Annotated in this window: 11 protein-coding genes and 1 pseudogene; 6 read left to right on the top strand and 6 right to left on the bottom strand. The window is 72.2% G+C overall.

The window, feature by feature from the left end:
* Positions 1–280: 280 nt before the first annotated feature.
* From ABZX90_RS03340 to ABZX90_RS03325, 4 genes are all read right to left on the bottom strand, one after another.
* Positions 281–1,543 carry an MFS transporter gene (locus ABZX90_RS03340; RefSeq protein WP_355201153.1) on the bottom strand — a complete coding sequence of 421 codons (1,263 nt, stop codon included), beginning with the start codon at positions 1,541–1,543 and terminating at the stop codon, positions 281–283.
* Positions 1,540–2,856 carry a GH1 family beta-glucosidase gene (locus ABZX90_RS03335; RefSeq protein WP_351119515.1) on the bottom strand — a complete coding sequence of 439 codons (1,317 nt, stop codon included), beginning with the start codon at positions 2,854–2,856 and terminating at the stop codon, positions 1,540–1,542. Before ABZX90_RS03335 ends, ABZX90_RS03340 begins: the two co-directional genes overlap by 4 nt.
* 113 nt (positions 2,857–2,969) lie before the next feature.
* The gene (locus ABZX90_RS03330; protein ID WP_351119514.1) at positions 2,970–3,236 is read right to left on the bottom strand and encodes a protealysin inhibitor emfourin; all 267 of its coding nucleotides are present in this window, start codon (positions 3,234–3,236) and stop codon (positions 2,970–2,972) included.
* Between the two features lie 33 nt (positions 3,237–3,269).
* On the bottom strand, positions 3,270–4,340 hold the full coding sequence (locus ABZX90_RS03325) for a M4 family metallopeptidase (protein WP_355201151.1): 1,071 nt from the start codon (positions 4,338–4,340) through the stop codon (positions 3,270–3,272).
* 320 nt (positions 4,341–4,660) lie between these two features.
* Between ABZX90_RS03325 and leuA the strand changes: the two genes are divergently transcribed.
* From leuA to ABZX90_RS03295, 6 genes and pseudogenes are all read left to right on the top strand, one after another.
* On the top strand, positions 4,661–6,412 hold the full coding sequence (gene leuA, locus ABZX90_RS03320) for a 2-isopropylmalate synthase (RefSeq protein ID WP_355201149.1): 1,752 nt from the start codon (positions 4,661–4,663) through the stop codon (positions 6,410–6,412).
* 185 nt (positions 6,413–6,597) lie between these two features.
* Entirely contained in the window at positions 6,598–7,293 is a 696-nt protein-coding gene (locus tag ABZX90_RS03315; protein WP_351119511.1) for a TerB family tellurite resistance protein, read from the top strand.
* A gap of 164 nt (positions 7,294–7,457) precedes the next feature.
* Complete coding sequence (locus ABZX90_RS03310; protein ID WP_355201146.1) at positions 7,458–9,551, top strand: MMPL family transporter; 2,094 nt, start codon at positions 7,458–7,460, stop codon at positions 9,549–9,551.
* Positions 9,552–9,699: 148 nt separating this feature from the next.
* A pseudogene (locus ABZX90_RS03305) lies at positions 9,700–10,875 on the top strand (histidine kinase); the annotation flags it as partial.
* Positions 10,876–11,165: 290 nt separating this feature from the next.
* Positions 11,166–11,843: a response regulator transcription factor gene (locus ABZX90_RS03300; protein WP_355201144.1), complete on the top strand. Its 678-nt coding sequence runs from the start codon at positions 11,166–11,168 to the stop codon at positions 11,841–11,843.
* A 366-nt stretch (positions 11,844–12,209) separates the two neighbouring features.
* A complete protein-coding gene (locus ABZX90_RS03295) occupies positions 12,210–13,430 on the top strand; it encodes a sialidase family protein (RefSeq protein ID WP_355201142.1) in 1,221 nt (406 codons plus the stop codon).
* 15 nt (positions 13,431–13,445) lie between these two features.
* Here the strand turns inward: ABZX90_RS03295 and ABZX90_RS03290 are convergent, their stop codons facing one another.
* Together ABZX90_RS03290 and ABZX90_RS03285 are read right to left on the bottom strand one after the other, a co-directional pair.
* Positions 13,446–14,381, bottom strand: coding sequence for a dihydrodipicolinate synthase family protein (locus tag ABZX90_RS03290; RefSeq protein WP_355201140.1), 936 nt, complete (start codon positions 14,379–14,381; stop codon positions 13,446–13,448).
* Entirely contained in the window at positions 14,378–15,484 is a 1,107-nt protein-coding gene (locus ABZX90_RS03285; RefSeq protein ID WP_355201138.1) for an ABC transporter ATP-binding protein, read from the bottom strand. The genes ABZX90_RS03290 and ABZX90_RS03285 overlap by 4 nt, the downstream gene beginning before the upstream one ends.
* Between the last annotated feature and the right edge of the window lie 20 nt (positions 15,485–15,504).

Below are 15,504 nucleotides of genomic sequence, written 5' to 3'. Positions count from 1 at the left end.
GGCGACGGTCCGGCGTCATCACCTCCGGCGGACCACCCGGCCGGTCGCGCCACCGCGTCCGGCCGGCAGCCGGACCTGGACTCGCCGGACTCGCCGGACTCGCCGGACCCGGCCGCCCCGGACCCGGACCCGGCTGACCCAGCCGACCCGGACCCGGCTGACCCGGACCCGACTGACCCGACCCGGCGCAGGGGCACCACCGCACACCGACGGCGCCTGCCCGGACGGCGAGAGCCGTCCGGGCAGCACTCCCGACAGAGCCCCCCGGGCCCGGACCGCCTCAGTCCACGCCCTTGATCCGCCTCACCAGCAGCGCCCCCGCGAGGCCGATCACCGCCGCGACCAGGTACAGCACCCGGTATCCGCCCAGGTACGTCACGATCGGCGCCGCCATCACCGGCGCCGCGACCTGAGGGAGGGCGTTGGCGATGTTGATGACGCCGAGATCCTTGCCGCGGTCGACGGCCTTCGGCAGGACGTCGGTCATCAGGGCGAAGTCGACGGAGGTGAAGACGCCGAAGCCGACGCCGAGGACGGCCGCGGCGGTGATCGCGCCGGGCCAGGTCTGCCAGCCGGCCAGCGCCGCCGTGGCCACCGCCATCAGGACGCCGGACCAGATCACGAACGGCTTGCGGCGGCCCAGCCGGTCCGACCACACCCCGCCCACCACGACGGTGGCCAGCAGCGTGACACCGTTCACCGCCGTGAGGATCAGAACACCCTGCTCGGGGTCGTCGTGGTGCAGCCGGTCCCGCAGGTAATAGAGCAGGTACAGCAGCACGAGGGCGTTGCTGAGGTTGATCAGGAAGCGGGTCAGCCAGGCCCACGCCAGGTCGGGGTGCTCGCGCGGGCTCAGCCGGAACGAGGTGAGGAACGTCCGCCAGGACCAGGGCGGGCGGGCCGACTCGGGCAACCGCAGGTCCGGGAAGCGGAGTACGTACGGCAGGACGCCCACCAGCGTGAACACCGCGCACGCCGCGTACCCGCCGCCGGTGCCCCCGGCCACCGTCGCGAGCCCCGTGCCGCCGACCACGCCGAGGATCTGAGCCGCGCCCAGCCAGCCGCCCACGGAACCGCGTTGCAGCCGCGGCACCCGGTCGGGGACGGCCGCGGTGACCGCGGCGAACGCGGCGTTCAGGGTCAGCTGGACCAGGCACCAGCCCGCCGCCATCGTCCAGACGCCGCCCGCTCCCGCGAGGAGCAGCAGGGACAGCGCGCCACCGGCCGCCCCGGCCACGATCCACGGCGTACGGCGGCCCCGGCGCGAGGTCGTACGGTCGGACAGCGCGCCGAAGAGCGGATTGGCGACCAGCGAGACGACCGCGCCCGCACCCGTGACCCAGGCCAGCATCGTCTCCTTGGACATGCCGGTGCCGGGCGCGAAGTCCTCCGCCTGGGAGGCGAGGAGGATCTGCAGGGGGCCGTACCAGCCCACCCAGATCGCCCCGTTGGCGAGCGAGAGCGCCGAGGTCCAGCCCCGGCCGACCCGCTCGACGGGCTCGGCGAGGGCCGTCACGGGTATGACCGCGTCGGCGGCCGTCATCTCTGCGCCCGCAGGGCGTCCCGCAGCCAGCCGTAGGAGGCCTTCGGAGTCCGTTCCAGGGTGTCGTAGTCGACATGGACGAGGCCGAAGCGGCGCGCGTACCCCTCCGCCCACTCGAAGTTGTCCATCAGCGACCAGACGAAGTAGCCGCGCACGTCGACGCCCTGCTCCAACGCCCGGTGCAGCGCCCGGACATGACCGTCCAGGAACGCGATCCGCTCCTGGTCGTCGATGCCGTCGTAACTGCAGCCGTTCTCGGTGATGACGACGGGCGGGAGCCGGTCGCCGTAGCGTTCGCGGAAGCCGACCAGCAGCTCGGTGAGCGCCTCGGGCACCACCGGCCAGCCGAAGTCGGTGACCGGGTATCCCTCCAGTTCCTTGACGGTGAAGGGCAGTTCGGCGGGCAGGGTGAGTCCGCTGAACTCGATCTCCGCGCCCTCGGGGGCGCCCACCCGCGTCGGCTGGTAGTAGTTGATCCCGTACCAGTCGACCGGCTCGCCGATGATCTTCAGGTCCGACTCGACGTCGCCGGGCATCAACTCGCCGATGCCTTCGGGGTACTTGCCGAGCAGGACGGGGTCGGCGAAGAGGCGGTTGAGCAGGAGGTCGTAGAAGTCGGCCGCCTCCACGTCCTCGGTGCGGTCCGAGGCTGGCCAGGTCGGGCCGTGCGAGTTGGCGATCCCGATGTCGCCGGCACCGGCCGCGCGCAGGGCCCGTACGGCGAGACCGTGGGCGAGGAGCTGGTGGTGGGCCACCGGCAGCGCGTCGAACAGGAGCTGCTTGCCGGGAGCGTGCGCGCCGAGCGCGTGGCCCAGAAGCGTGTGTTCGGCGGGCTCGTTGAGAGTGATCCACTTCTTGACGCGGTCACCGAGGCGTTCGGCGACGACCGAGGTGTACTCGGCGAACCGCTCGGCGGTGTCCCGGTCCATCCAGTCCAGTTCGACCGGCAGGTCCCAGTGGAAGAGGGTCGGCAGTGGCCGTATGCCTGCCGCGCACAGGGCGTCGACCAGACGGTCGTAGAAGTCGAGGCCGCCGGGGGAGTTCACCCGGGGCCAGGAGATGGAGAAGCGGTACGCGTCCACGCCGAGGCCGGCGAGGAGTGCCACGTCCTGCGGGTAGCGGTGGAAGTGGTCGCAGGCCACCGCCGCCGTGGAGCCGTCCTTGATGTGCCCGGGCCCGGCCGTGAAGGCGTCCCACACCGAGGGGGCGCGTTCGTCCGCGGCCCCCTCGATCTGGTGGGCCGAGGTGGACACGCCCCAGAGGAAGCCGGGCGGGAACTGCGGGAGGGGGTTCGTCGCCATGCGCGCGATCATCTGTACCGGCGGTAACGGAAGTCAACGGTTCGGCGTGAACCCGCGGTTTCCCGTGCCCGCCCCCGGGCGACCCCCTTCGGCGACCGTCGGGCTTCCCCCTTCGGCGGTTCCCGTCAGGCGCCCTCCTTCAGCACCCGCGAGATCAGTTCGCGCTGGTCCTCCGTGAGTCTCGGGTCGGCGGCGTACACCGTCCTCCCGTCCACGGTGATCCGGTAGCTGAAGCCGTCCGGGACGCCGGCCGGGGGCGTGCCCCGGCCGGCGTCGATCGCGCGCTCGGCCAGGGCGTGCCACTCGGAGGCGTCGGACCGCCCCGAGGTGTCCACCTCGGCACGGCGCTCGATGCCCGCGAACCCGCCCGTGCGCCTCACCTGAATACGCATGGGTCCTGTCTAGTACGACTCGGCCGCCCGCGGCTACGCGGACGGGACTCCGACCTGCTCCCAGGCCTTCGTCACGGCCAGCAGCTCCTCACCGTCGTTGTACCGGGACCGCGCCGCGGCGAGCGTGAGCCGCGCGAAGTCGGAGAACAGGGCCTCCTGGGGCAGCTCCCCGCCGGTGAGGACGTCGTACCAGATCTGTCCGGCCCGCTCCCACGCGTGGCCGCCGAGCGCCTGCGCGACGAGGTAGAAGGCGTGGTTGGGGATGCCGGAGTTGATGTGGACGCCGCCGTTGTCCCGGCCGGTGCGGACGTAGCCGTCCATCGTCCCGGGCTGCGGGTCCTTGCCGAGCGCGTCGTCGTCGTACGCCTTGCCCGGCTCCTTCATGGAACGCAGGGCGGTGCCCGTGATCCGCGGGGCGAGCAGCCCGGCGCCGATCAGCCAGTCGGCCTCGGCGGCGGTCTGGCCGAGCGTGTACTGCTTGATCAGTGAGCCGAAGACGTCCGACATGGACTCGTTCAGGGCGCCCGGCTGGCCGAAGTAGGTGAGGTTCGCCGTGTACTGGGTGACGCCGTGGGTCAGCTCGTGGCCGATGACGTCGACCGGGATGGTGAAGTCGAGGAAGATCTCGCCGTCACCGTCCCCGAACACCATCTGCTCGCCGTTCCAGAAGGCGTTGTTGTAGTTCGCGTCGAAGTGCACGGTGGCGTCGAGCGGCAGGCCCTCGCCGTTGATCGAGTCGCGCCGATAGGCGTTCAGGTAGAGGTCGAAGGTCGCGCCGAGCCCGGCGTACGCGCGGTTGACCGTGGCGTCCTTGCCCGGCTTGTCGCCCTCGCCGCGGACCTTCTTGCCGGGGAGGTCCTGGCGATGGCGGGCGTCGTAGATCGTGCGGTGCGGTTTCTGCTCGGCGGCCCCCGCGGGCGCGGCCACGGCGGGCGCGCCGATGACGGTGGTCAGCCGCCGGTGGGTGCGCTCGTACGCGTCGCGCTCCAGGGTCTGGCGCGCGGGACCGGAGAGCGCCGGGTCCTCGTGCCGGGCGAGCTTGTCGAGGACATGGGGCGGGACGATGGTGCAGTGGACGGGCTCGAAGCCCCCGGTGGTCGTCATGCCCGGCACCCTTGCACTGAGTGACATCAATGTCACTACGTGCAACCAAGATTGGTGAAATGCGGCAATGGGGAGCCTGGGATTCCGCCCGGAAGTGGTATGGCGCACGTTTTGTCCCTTTCGGGGTATGCGATCCCGCATACTGATACAGCCCCCCGTACGGAGCGCGGCTCGGCTAGGCTGCGGAGCATCATGCGTTTCGGGCTGCTTCTCCTTAGCTGCCGCGGCGAGGGCCTGTAGTCGAGGCCGACCCCCTCCCCGCGGAGTCTGGCGTTGCGCCGTCGGCCGTCCTTTCGGACATCCTGAGGAGCCCACGCATCATGGCGAACAGCCACAGCAGCGAGCAGACCCGCGCCAACCGTCAGCGTCCCACGTCGATGCCCGTCCACAAGTACGGCCGGTACGACCAGGTCGACATCCCCGACCGCGACTGGCCGAACAACCGGATCACCGTCGCCCCCCGCTGGCTCTCCACGGACCTGCGCGACGGCAACCAGGCCCTGATCGACCCCATGTCGCCCGCGCGCAAGCGTGAGATGTTCGACCTGCTGGTGAAGCTGGGCTACAAGGAGATCGAGGTCGGTTTCCCGGCGTCGGGCCAGACGGACTTCGACTTCGTCCGCTCGATCATCGAGGACGAGACCGCGATCCCGGACGACGTCACGATCTCCGTACTGACCCAGGCCCGCGAGGACCTGATCGAGCGGACCGTCGAGTCGCTGAAGGGCGCCAAGCGCGCCAACGTGCACCTGTACAACGCCACCGCCCCGGTCTTCCGCCGCGTCGTCTTCCGCGGCTCCAAGGACGACATCAAGCAGATCGCCGTCGACGGCACCCGCCTGGTCGTCGAGTACGCGGAGAAGCTGCTGGGCCCCGAGACCGAGTTCGGCTACCAGTACAGCCCCGAGATCTTCACCGACACCGAGCTGGACTTCGCCCTGGAGGTCTGCGAGGCGGTCATGGACGTCTGGCAGCCCGGCCCGGGCCGCGAGATCATCCTCAACCTGCCCGCCACGGTGGAGCGTTCGACCCCCTCCACGCACGCGGACCGCTTCGAGTGGATGGGCCGCCACCTGTCCCGCCGCGAGCACGTCTGCCTGTCGATCCACCCCCACAACGACCGCGGTACGGCCGTCGCCGCCGCCGAGCTGGCGCTGATGGCCGGCGCCGACCGCGTCGAGGGCTGCCTGTTCGGGCAGGGCGAGCGCACCGGCAACGTCGACCTGGTCACCCTGGGCATGAACCTGTTCTCGCAGGGCGTCGACCCGCAGATCGACTTCTCCGACATCGACGAGATCCGTCGTACGTGGGAGTACTGCAACCAGATGGAGGTCCACGCGCGCCACCCGTACGTGGGCGACCTGGTCTACACGTCCTTCTCCGGCTCCCACCAGGACGCCATCAAGAAGGGCTTCGACGCGATGGAGGCCGAGGCGGCCGCCAGGGGCGTCACCGTCGACGACATCGAGTGGGCCGTCCCGTACCTGCCCATCGACCCGAAGGACGTCGGCCGCTCCTACGAGGCCGTCATCCGCGTCAACTCGCAGTCGGGCAAGGGCGGTATCGCGTACGTCCTGAAGAACGACCACAAGCTGGACCTGCCGCGCCGCATGCAGATCGAGTTCTCGAAGATCATCCAGGCCAAGACGGACGCCGAGGGCGGCGAGGTCACGCCGAAGGACATCTGGTCGACCTTCCAGGACGAGTACCTGCCCAACCCCGAGAACCCGTGGGGCCGTATCCAGGTCAGGACCGGCCAGTCCACCACGGACAAGGACGGCGTGGACACCCTGACCGTCGAGGCCACGGTCGACGGCGTGGACACCGTCCTGAGCGGCACCGGCAACGGTCCGATCTCCGCCTTCTTCGACGCCCTGCAGTCCATCGGCGTCGACGTACGCCTGCTCGACTACCAGGAGCACACGATGAGCGAGGGCGCCTCCGCACAGGCCGCCTCGTACATCGAGTGCGCGATCGGCGACAAGGTCCTGTGGGGAATCGGCATCGACGCGAATACGACACGCGCCTCGCTGAAGGCCGTCGTCTCCGCCGTCAACCGAGCGGCCCGCTGACCTCGTTCACCTGCTTCTTTCCGGCCCCGTCCGCCTTTCGAGGCGGGCGGGGCCGGGTCGTGTCCCGGCCAATCTGTGTGCAGGTCACGAGCAGGTCTCGTCCTAGGTACTGACTCAGCCTCAACTATGTGGCTAACATCACGCCAGCGCGGCGATGTTGCCGTGGCGTTACGGAGGTGTGCGACGTGCTGCCAGGATGGGGACGAAACGGTCGTGCAGTTCAGGTTCCCCGCATCCTGGGCACCCGTACGGCATGGAACGCCGTCGGCGACGGCGAGTTCTTCTGCCCGGGCTGCGGAGGCGACCGCAACTACCAGCGGCTCGCCGGCCGTCGCCGCTTCACTCTTCTGGGTGTTCCCGTGCTCCCGCGCGGCGAGACCGGGCCAGTCGTCGAATGCGCCGCCTGCCGCCGCCACTACGGCGCCGACGTCCTCGACCACCCCACCACCACCCGCTTCTCCGCGATGCTCCGCGACGCCGTCCACACCGTCGCCCTCGCCGTTCTCGCGGCGGGCGGCGGCTGCGCCCGCTCGTCCCTGGAGACCGCCGCCGCGGCCGTCCGCTCGGCCGGCTTCGACGACTGCACGGAGGACCAGCTCAGCGCCCTCGTCGAGGCGCTCGCCGCCGACACGGGCCGCTTCTTCGGCGAGCCCTGCGGAGCGAGCCTGGCCATAGAGCTCCACGAGGCCCTGGACCCGCTCGCCCCGCACCTCGCCCCGACGGGCCGCGAGGCGATCCTCCTCCAGGGGGCCCGCATCGCCCTCGCCGACGGGCCCTACACCCCCGCCGAACGGGACGTCCTGGCCACCGTGGGCGCGGCCCTGACGATCTGCTCGGACGATGTGACCCGCCTACTGGCAACGGCCCGGACACCGTCGTAGGCCGGCCGGGCCCCACCCGTCCGTTACTCCCTGGGGAGTAGTCCGGCCCCCGGGCCACCCCTCGCAGTACGCCCGAACTCGCCCTTCCGCGCGACGTAACCCGTCCGTCGCGCCGGAAGTCTGGTGCCTGTCCAGACAATCCGCGAGAAGGGGAGGACCCCGCCATGGGGCCCGAGAAAGCCGGAACGACGAGGAGAGGCCCAGGGCGCCGGACGGCCGTGCCCTGGCTGCTGCTCGGGCTGTGGGTGGCCGTGCTGGCCGCCGTCGGACCGTTCGCGGCGAAGCTCGCGGACGTGCAGCACGACCGTGCCGTGGACTATCTGCCGGCGAGCGCGGACTCCACCCAGGTCGCGAAGATCGAGGACCGGCTGCCCGGTGGCGAGGCCACCCAACTGGTGCTCGTCTACCACCGCGACGGGGGCCTCCGCGCCGCCGACCGGGCCACGGCGGCCCGCCAGGTCGCCGCGATCACCCGGGCGAACCCGCTCACCGACACCCCCGAGGCCGTGCCGTCCCGGGACGGCGGCACGCTGATGTACGCGGTCGCCAGCACCGCGCCCGGCTCCGACGAGAAGAAGCGCGACGCGTTCGTGAACGACGTACGCGACGTCGCCCGGGGAACGGACGGGATGAGCGTCGACGTCGGCGGCCCCGGCGCCCTGGCCACCGACGCCGGCGAGGTGTACAACTCCCTCGGCGGACCGCTGCTCTACACCACCGTCGCCGTGGTCGCCGTCCTGCTGATCCTCATCTACCGCAGCCCGCTGCTGTGGCTCGTGCCGCTCGCCGTCGCGGGCGTCGCCGACTATCTGTCGATGGGCGTCGCCTACGGACTCCACCAGGCGTTCGGCACCAGCGTCTCCGGCCAGAGCTCGGGCGTGATGACGATCCTCGTCTTCGGCGCCGGCACCGACTACGCGCTGCTGGTCATCTCCCGCTACCGGGAGGAGCTGCGGCGCGTGGAACGGCCCTACGACGCCATGAAGGAGGCCCTGCGCGGCTGCGGGCCCGCCGTGCTCGCCTCCTCCGGCACCGTCGCCGCAGGACTCCTCTGCCTGCTCGCCGCCGACCTCAACAGCAGCCGGGCCATGGGCCCGACAGGCACCGTCGGCGTGCTCTGCGCCCTCCTCGCCATGCTGACCCTGCTGCCCGCCGTACTCGTCCTGCTCGGGCGCCGGGTGTTCTGGCCGCTCGTCCCCGCCTACGGCACCGAACCCAAACAGCGGCGGAACCTGTTCGCCGCGATGGGGACCTCCGCCGGGCGCCGGCCGCTCGTCGTCCTCGCGAGCGGGGCCGTCCTGCTCGGGGCGCTCGCCCTCGGCGCGCTGAACCTGCCGGGCCCGCTCAAGCAGCAGGACTCCTTCGCCCACCGGCCCGACTCGGTCGCCGCGATGGAGACACTCGCCCGCGCCTACCCGGGCCAGGGCACCCAGCCGATCACCGTGATCGCTCCCACCGGGCGGGCGGACACCGCGCTGGCCGCCGTGCGCGGCCACGCCGGCGTCGCGAGCGCCGAACGCGGACGCAGTGGCGGCGGATGGACGGAGATCTCCGTCATCGCGCGCGGCGCGCCCCAGTCGGCCGCCGAGACCGCCACGATCAAGGCCCTGCGGGCGGACCTCGACGGGTCGTACGTCGGCGGCCCGAGCGCCCAGCAGATCGATCTCCAGGACACCAACGCCCGCGACCGGCTCGTCGTCGTACCCCTCGTGCTCGCCTCGGTGCTGCTGATCCTGGTCCTGCTGCTGCGGTCGCTCGTCGCCCCGCTGATGCTCGTCGCCGCCGTGATCGCGGTGTGGGGAGCCGCGCTCGGCATCGGCGGCCTCGTCTTCGGACCGCTGTTCGGGTTCGCGGGGACCGATCCCGGCCTCGGCCTGCTGTCCTTCGTGTTCCTGGTCGCCCTGGGCGTCGACTACGGCATCTTCCTCATGCACCGGATGCGGGAGGAATCCCTCTCCGGTGCCGAACCGGCCGCCGCCGCGCTCACCGCGCTGCGCACCACGGGAGGCGTGATCGCCTCGGCCGGCCTCGTCCTCGCGGCCACCTTCGCGGTGCTCACGAACATGGGGCTCCTCCAGCTCGTCGAGCTCGGCTTCGTCATCTCGGTCGGGGTGCTGCTCGACACCTTCCTCGTCCGTACGTACCTGGTGACCAGCGCGAGCGTGGCGCTGGGACGGAAGGTGTGGTGGCCGGGCGGCCTCTCGCGGAAGCCGGAGACCGAGGCGGCAGGACAGCAGGAGCCCGTCCCCGTCGGCTGACCGCCCGGCCGCTCACAACCGGGACGCCGGGCAGGTCCCGGCACCCCGCACGCCGGGCGGGCCGGCCCCCACACATCGGACATCGGGCGCCCCTCCTCTCCCGGAGGGGCGCCCCCTCACGGAGGATGAAGCGGTGGACGTCAAACGCATGCTGCACCTCACCGGCTTCGGACACCGGGGGATCGTCGACCCGGCGCGGATCCTGCGCCAGGACGCGCTGCTCGCCGGCGTGCTGCTGATCCTCGACGTCACCGTGGCGCTCACCGTGCACGCCGACGGCCGGCGACCGGACGCGCTCGGCTGGACCCTGCTGGTCGCCGCGCACCTCCCGCTCGTCTGGCGACGGCGCGCCCCGCTCGCCGCGTTCCTCGGGCTCGTCGCCTGTGTCGGCCCGTACCACGCGCTCGACTTCAACCACAACGCGCCGCTGCTCGTCTCGATGACCGCGCTGTTCACCGTCGCCGTCACGGGGCGCCCGCTGCGTTCCCTGGTCATCGGCACCGGCGTCATCGGCATCATGCTCGCCGTCAAGTTCGGGCAGGGCGCCGCCGAGGGCGCCCAGGCGCTGCGCGTCACCGGCTGGATCGTCGCGTTCATCGTCCTCGGCGTGTACGTCCGGGTGCACGGCCAGTACTTCGCCTCGGTCGTCGAACGCGCCGAACGCGCCGAACGCACCCGCGAGGAGGAGGCCCGCCGCCGGGTCGCCGAGGAACGCCTGCGCATCGCCCGCGACCTGCACGATCTGCTCGCCCACAGCATCACCCTGATCGGCGTGCAGACCTCCGTCGCCGCGCACGTCCTGGCCGCCGACCCGGACCGCCTGGACCGGACGGCCGTCGCCAGGGCCCTCGACGACATCTCCGAGACCTGCCGGACCGCGCGCGGCGAACTGCGGACCACGCTGGAGGTGCTGCGCGCCTCCGAGCACGGCGGCAGCGACGGGCGGGGCCCGCTGCCCGGCCTCGACGGGGTGTCGGACCTGGTGGCGGCGGCGCGTTCGGCGGGCGCGAAGGTGGAGGCGACGACCACGGTACGGGGCGACGGCGTTCCCTCCGCCGTGGGCGCCGCCGCCTATCGCATCGTCCAGGAGGCGCTGACCAACGCGGTACGGCACGCGGGCCCCGACGTGACCGTCCGGGTGGACCTGCGCACGGACGGCTGGGCCCTGCGCGTCACGGTCACGGACGACGGCATCGGCGACGCGGGCGGCCCGCCGGGCTTCGGCCTGATGGGAATGCGGGAGCGCGCTCGTAGTGTGGGCGGCACGGTGGAGGCCGGGACGCGGGAGGAGGGGGGATTCGCCGTGGTGGCGGTGCTGCCCCTGCGGACGACGGTGCCCGAGCAGCAGACGGCGGAGGACGGTGCGGGCCGGCTCGGATCGCCGGGCACTCCCGAGGCCGTACGGGATTCCGGGGTCGTACGGGATGCCGAGGCCGTACGGGATTCCCGGGCCGTACGGGATTCCGATGACGTACTTGGTCCCGAACCCCCGGGCGGTCCCGCGGCCGTACGTGATCCCCGCGCCGTGCTGGATTCCGAGGGCGTCCGTGAGGGTGATTCCGTGCCCGGGTCCGATTCCGTGGCCGTGTCCGAACCCGGAAAGGGCGAGCCCCGATGACCATCCGTGTGCTCCTTGCCGACGACCAGAACCTCGTGCGGGCCGCGTTCGCCATGCTCGTCGAGTCGGCGCGGGACATGGAGGTGGTCGGGCAGGCGGCCACCGGGCGGGAGGCCGTCGAACTGGCGCGCAGCGCGCGGGCCGACCTGATCGTGATGGACATCCGCATGCCCGACCTGGACGGCATCGAGGCGACCCGGCTCATCGCGGCCGACGAGAGCCTGGCCAGGGTCAGGGTGCTCGTCCTCACCACGTACGACACCGACGAGCACATCGTGGAGGCACTGCGCGCGGGCGCCTCCGGCTTCCTGGTGAAGGACACCCGGCCCGCCGAACTCCTCGACGCGATCCGCACGGTGGCCGCCGGGGACGCGCTGCTCTCACCGGGCCCGACGGCCCGCCTGGTCGCCCGCTTCCTGCGCACCCCGTCGGTTCCCGCGCTCGCGGTGGGCGGCCCCGAGGGGCTCTCCGAGCGCGAGCGCGAGGTGCTGACGCTGGTGGCGCGCGGCCTCAACAACACCGAGATCGCGGCGGCGTTGGGGCTCAGTCCGCTCACCGCGAAGACCCATGTCAGCCGCATCATGGGCAAGCTGGGCGCCCGTGACCGGACCCAGCTGGTCATCGTGGCGTACGAGTCGGGCCTGGTGACCCCGGGAGACGCGGCCCAGGCCTGACCCGGCGGCGCACGGTCCACGCCTCGCCCCGGCGGCGCGCAATCCAAGCCTCGCCCCGACGGCGCACGGTCCACCTACGGAGGCGGCAGGCCCGCCCCGCTCGGGTCCCGCCCCGGACCGCCCTCGGGCCCCGCCCCGGACCGCCCCGGACCCGCCCCGGAGGGGAACCCGGTTCCCGGACCGGTCGCCGCCGACGCGGGGTGCCGTTCGCGCTGATCTGACGTGACATCAGAACGAACTGACGTCTCATCAACACGCCGTGAGGGCACGGGTATTGCTGTGGCACCCGGGGCACATTAGGTTCTCCAGGACATCCCACGTCCCACGTTCCATGTCCGATGCAGTCGACGTAGTCCAGGGAGTGCCATGACCAGCATGAGCCGCATGGTCGCGTTCGCAGCCGCCGCCGGACTCCTCGCCACCTTCACCGCCCTCACCGCCACCGGCGGCACCGCCTCGGCCGCGCCCCTGGCCGGCCGGGGCTGCACCTCCTCCGTCCCGTACACGGCGGGCCAGGAGGGCTATGACACGTACCGCATCCCCGCGACCGTCACGACCCGGGCCGGCACGCTGCTCGCCTTCGCCGAGGGACGGCACAGCGGGGCCGGTGACACCGGGAACATCGATGTCGTCCTCAGACGTTCGTTCGACGGCGGCTGCACCTGGAGCCCGCTCCAGGTCGTCGCGTCGGGCGGCGGCGACACCCGCGGCAACCCCGCGCCCATGGTGGACCGCCGGACCGGCCGGATCGTCCTCCTCACCTCCTACAACAGCGGCGCGGTGACCGAGGCGCAGATCATGCGGGGCGAGGTCACGGCGGAACAGAGCCGACGCGTCTTCGTCCAGACCAGCCGCGACGACGGGCGGCACTTCTCCGCCCCGCGGGACATCACGGCACAGACCAAGCTGCCGGGCTGGCGCTGGTACGCCACCGGCCCCGGCCACGCGATCGCGCTGCGGCACGGACCGCACGCCGGGCGCCTGGTGGTGCCCGCCAACCACTCCGCCGCTCCGCCGGCCGGGTCCGCCGACACCGGTCAGGAGCCCAAGTACTACGGAGGGCACGCGCTCTACAGCGACGACGGCGGGTTCACCTGGCGGCTCGGCTTCGTCGACGACGCGTACGACGGGGCAGACAACGCCAACGAGAGCGCCGTGGCCGAACTCCCTGACGGGCGGCTCTACTTCAGCTCGCGCGACCAGAACGGCACAAGTCCCGGCAACCGCCTCGACTCCTACTCCAGCGACGGCGCCGAAACCCTGGACCGCCCCTTCGCCGTCCAGCCCACCCTGAACGAGGTCCCCGTCGTCCAGGGCAGCGTCCTCCAGCTGGCCGGCCGCTCCGCACCCCTCCTCTTCTCCGGTCCCTCCGTCCCCACCGTCCGCCAGTCCATGGCCGTCTGGCGCAGCACGACCGGCGGCGCGACCTTCGTGAAGGCGACCACCCTGTCCACGCAGCGAGCCGCCTACTCGGACCTCGTGCAGCTCGGCGCCTCCCGGGTCGGGATCCTCTACGAGACGGGCGTCACGGGACCGTACGAAAGCATCGAGTTCAGGCGCCTGCCGGTGAGCGGGCTGCTCGGATAGCGGTGTCCGGCCCCGCTACAGCAGCCCCGCCGCCGCCACGTACTTCCCGACCCGCTCGACCTCTCCCTGCGACAGCGGCACCTGGGGTTCCGCTGTCGCGGGGCAGCCGATGACACCGCGCAGGGACAGCGCGGCCTTGAAGGCGCCGAGGGCCGAGGAGCTGCCGCCCATCCGGGCGGGGTCGCCGACGCTCACCATGCCGAACAGCTCGCACAGCCGCTCCTGCTCCGCCCGGGCCCGCTCCCAGTCGCCCGCCGCGCACAGCTCGTACAGCCGTACGTAGCCCGCCGGGTCCACATTGGCCAGGCCGGGGACCACGCCGTCCGCGCCGAGGGCCAGCGCCGAGTCGACGACCACCTCGGAGCCGGTGAGCGCGGTGAAACCGGTGATGCCGGGGTGGTTGCGAGCGCCGGTGACGACCGTGCGGAAGGCACCGAGGTCGCCGCTGGAGTCCTTGAGGCCGGCCAGGACACCGTCGGCGGCGAGTTCGAGGACCAGGTCGGGGCCCAGTTTGGTGTGGACGGAGGCCGGCAGGTCGTACGCGAAGACGGGGAGCGACGCGCGGGCGGCGACGACGCGGAAATGGCGGGCGATCTCCGCGGGATGGGTACGGGTGTAGAAGGGGGCCGTCACGACGATCGCGTCCGCGCCCGCGGCGCGGGCGGCGCTCGCGTGGTCCAGGACGCGCGGCGTCGTCATGTCGATCGCACCGGCCAGCACGGGGAGCTGACCGGCGACATGCCGCGCCGTCGTCTCCACCACCAGCCTGCGTTGCGCGTCCGTCAGATACGCCACCTCGGACGTCGAACCGAGAACGAACAGGCCGTGCACCCCGCCGTCCACCAGATGGTCGATCAGCCGGGTGAGCGACAGGACGTCCACCTCGCGGTCCGGTGTCAGGGGCGTGCAGACGGGCGGTACGACACCGGTCAGCGGGGCGGGGAAGGTCATGAGGGCTCCCTGATGTGCTGCTGGAACGGAACGTCGGCCGTGGCGGCGGCCTCCGCGGCGGACTCGGCAGCCTGCGCGACCAGGGCGCGCGTCGACCGGCCCTCCTCCACAGGATGGTGACATCGGAAGCGGTGGCCGGGCGTCGACGCGGCCGTGAAGTCGGGCATCAGGGTGGCGCATTCCTCGTCCGCCTTCCAGCACCGGGTGCGGAAGGGGCAGCCGCTCGGCGGGCGCGTCGCCGAAGGGACGGGTCCGGTCAGCGGAATCGGGTCGATCGGATCCAGCAGACCCGGAGTCGCCGAGAACAGGGCCCGGGTGTACGGATGACGGGAGCGGTCGGTGACCTCGTCGGCCGGAGACTCCTCCACGATCCGGCCGAGGTACATCGTGATCACCCGGTCGCTCATCCGCCGCACCGTCTGGATGTCGTGGGACACGAACACCAGGGCCAGGCCGAGGCGCTCCTTCAGATCGAGGAGGAGGTTGAGGATCTGCGCGCGGACCGACACGTCCAGCGCGCTGGTCGGCTCGTCGGCCACCACCAGGTCGGGATCGAGGGCCAGGGCGCGGGCGATCGCCACGCGCTGGCGCTGACCACCGGAGAGCTGGCCGGGCAGAGCGTCCGCGAGGGCCCGGGGCAAGCCGACCAGGGACATCAACTCCTTCACCCGATCGGCCCGTTCGGCCGGGGTGCCGCGCCGGTGCACATCCAGCGGGTCGCGCAGGATCCGCTGCACGGGCAGCCGGCGGTTCAGAGCCGTCGACGGGTCCTGGAAGATCATGCCCGTGCTGCTGCCGACGGCCCTGCGCCGCTCGTCCGGTTTCAGGGACCACAGGTCACGGCCGCGGAAGGTCACGGTGCCGGAGGTCGGCCGCTGCACCCCCACCAGCACCTTCGCGAGCGTCGACTTGCCGCAGCCCGACTCGCCGACGACACCGATCGTCTCGCCGGGCACGATGGTGAGATCGACGCCGGTCAGGGCGTACACCCGGTCCCGGGTGAACACACCGCCGCTGCGCGCCTTGTGGACGACATGCGCGTCGGTCAGCCGGACCAGCGCGTCCGTCCGGCTGACCTCGGTCTCCCGCACCGGCGCGGTCATGTGACGGCCCCGGGCGCCGT

Source organism: Streptomyces sp. NPDC002935 (assembly GCF_040611295.1).
Taxonomy (GTDB): Bacteria; Actinomycetota; Actinomycetes; order Streptomycetales; family Streptomycetaceae; genus Streptomyces.
Note: the sequence above shows the minus strand (reverse complement) of the source record. Positions and strands in the feature narration are given on the sequence as shown.

What these genes read in the sequence shown, in the direction of transcription:
- leuA (WP_355201149.1), top strand. Translation starts at nt 4,661, where the DNA reads ATGGCGAACAGCCACAGCAGCGAGCAGACCCGCGCCAACCGTCAGCGT.
- ABZX90_RS03285 (WP_355201138.1), bottom strand. Translation starts at nt 15,484, where the DNA reads ATGACCGCGCCGGTGCGGGAGACCGAGGTCAGCCGGACGGACGCGCTG.
- ABZX90_RS03295 (WP_355201142.1), top strand. Translation starts at nt 12,210, where the DNA reads ATGACCAGCATGAGCCGCATGGTCGCGTTCGCAGCCGCCGCCGGACTC.
- ABZX90_RS03340 (WP_355201153.1), bottom strand. Translation starts at nt 1,543, where the DNA reads ATGACGGCCGCCGACGCGGTCATACCCGTGACGGCCCTCGCCGAGCCC.
- ABZX90_RS03330 (WP_351119514.1), bottom strand. Translation starts at nt 3,236, where the DNA reads ATGCGTATTCAGGTGAGGCGCACGGGCGGGTTCGCGGGCATCGAGCGC.
- ABZX90_RS03325 (WP_355201151.1), bottom strand. Translation starts at nt 4,340, where the DNA reads ATGACGACCACCGGGGGCTTCGAGCCCGTCCACTGCACCATCGTCCCG.
- ABZX90_RS03300 (WP_355201144.1), top strand. Translation starts at nt 11,166, where the DNA reads ATGACCATCCGTGTGCTCCTTGCCGACGACCAGAACCTCGTGCGGGCC.
- ABZX90_RS03290 (WP_355201140.1), bottom strand. Translation starts at nt 14,381, where the DNA reads ATGACCTTCCCCGCCCCGCTGACCGGTGTCGTACCGCCCGTCTGCACG.
- ABZX90_RS03335 (WP_351119515.1), bottom strand. Translation starts at nt 2,856, where the DNA reads ATGATCGCGCGCATGGCGACGAACCCCCTCCCGCAGTTCCCGCCCGGC.
- ABZX90_RS03310 (WP_355201146.1), top strand. Translation starts at nt 7,458, where the DNA reads ATGGGGCCCGAGAAAGCCGGAACGACGAGGAGAGGCCCAGGGCGCCGG.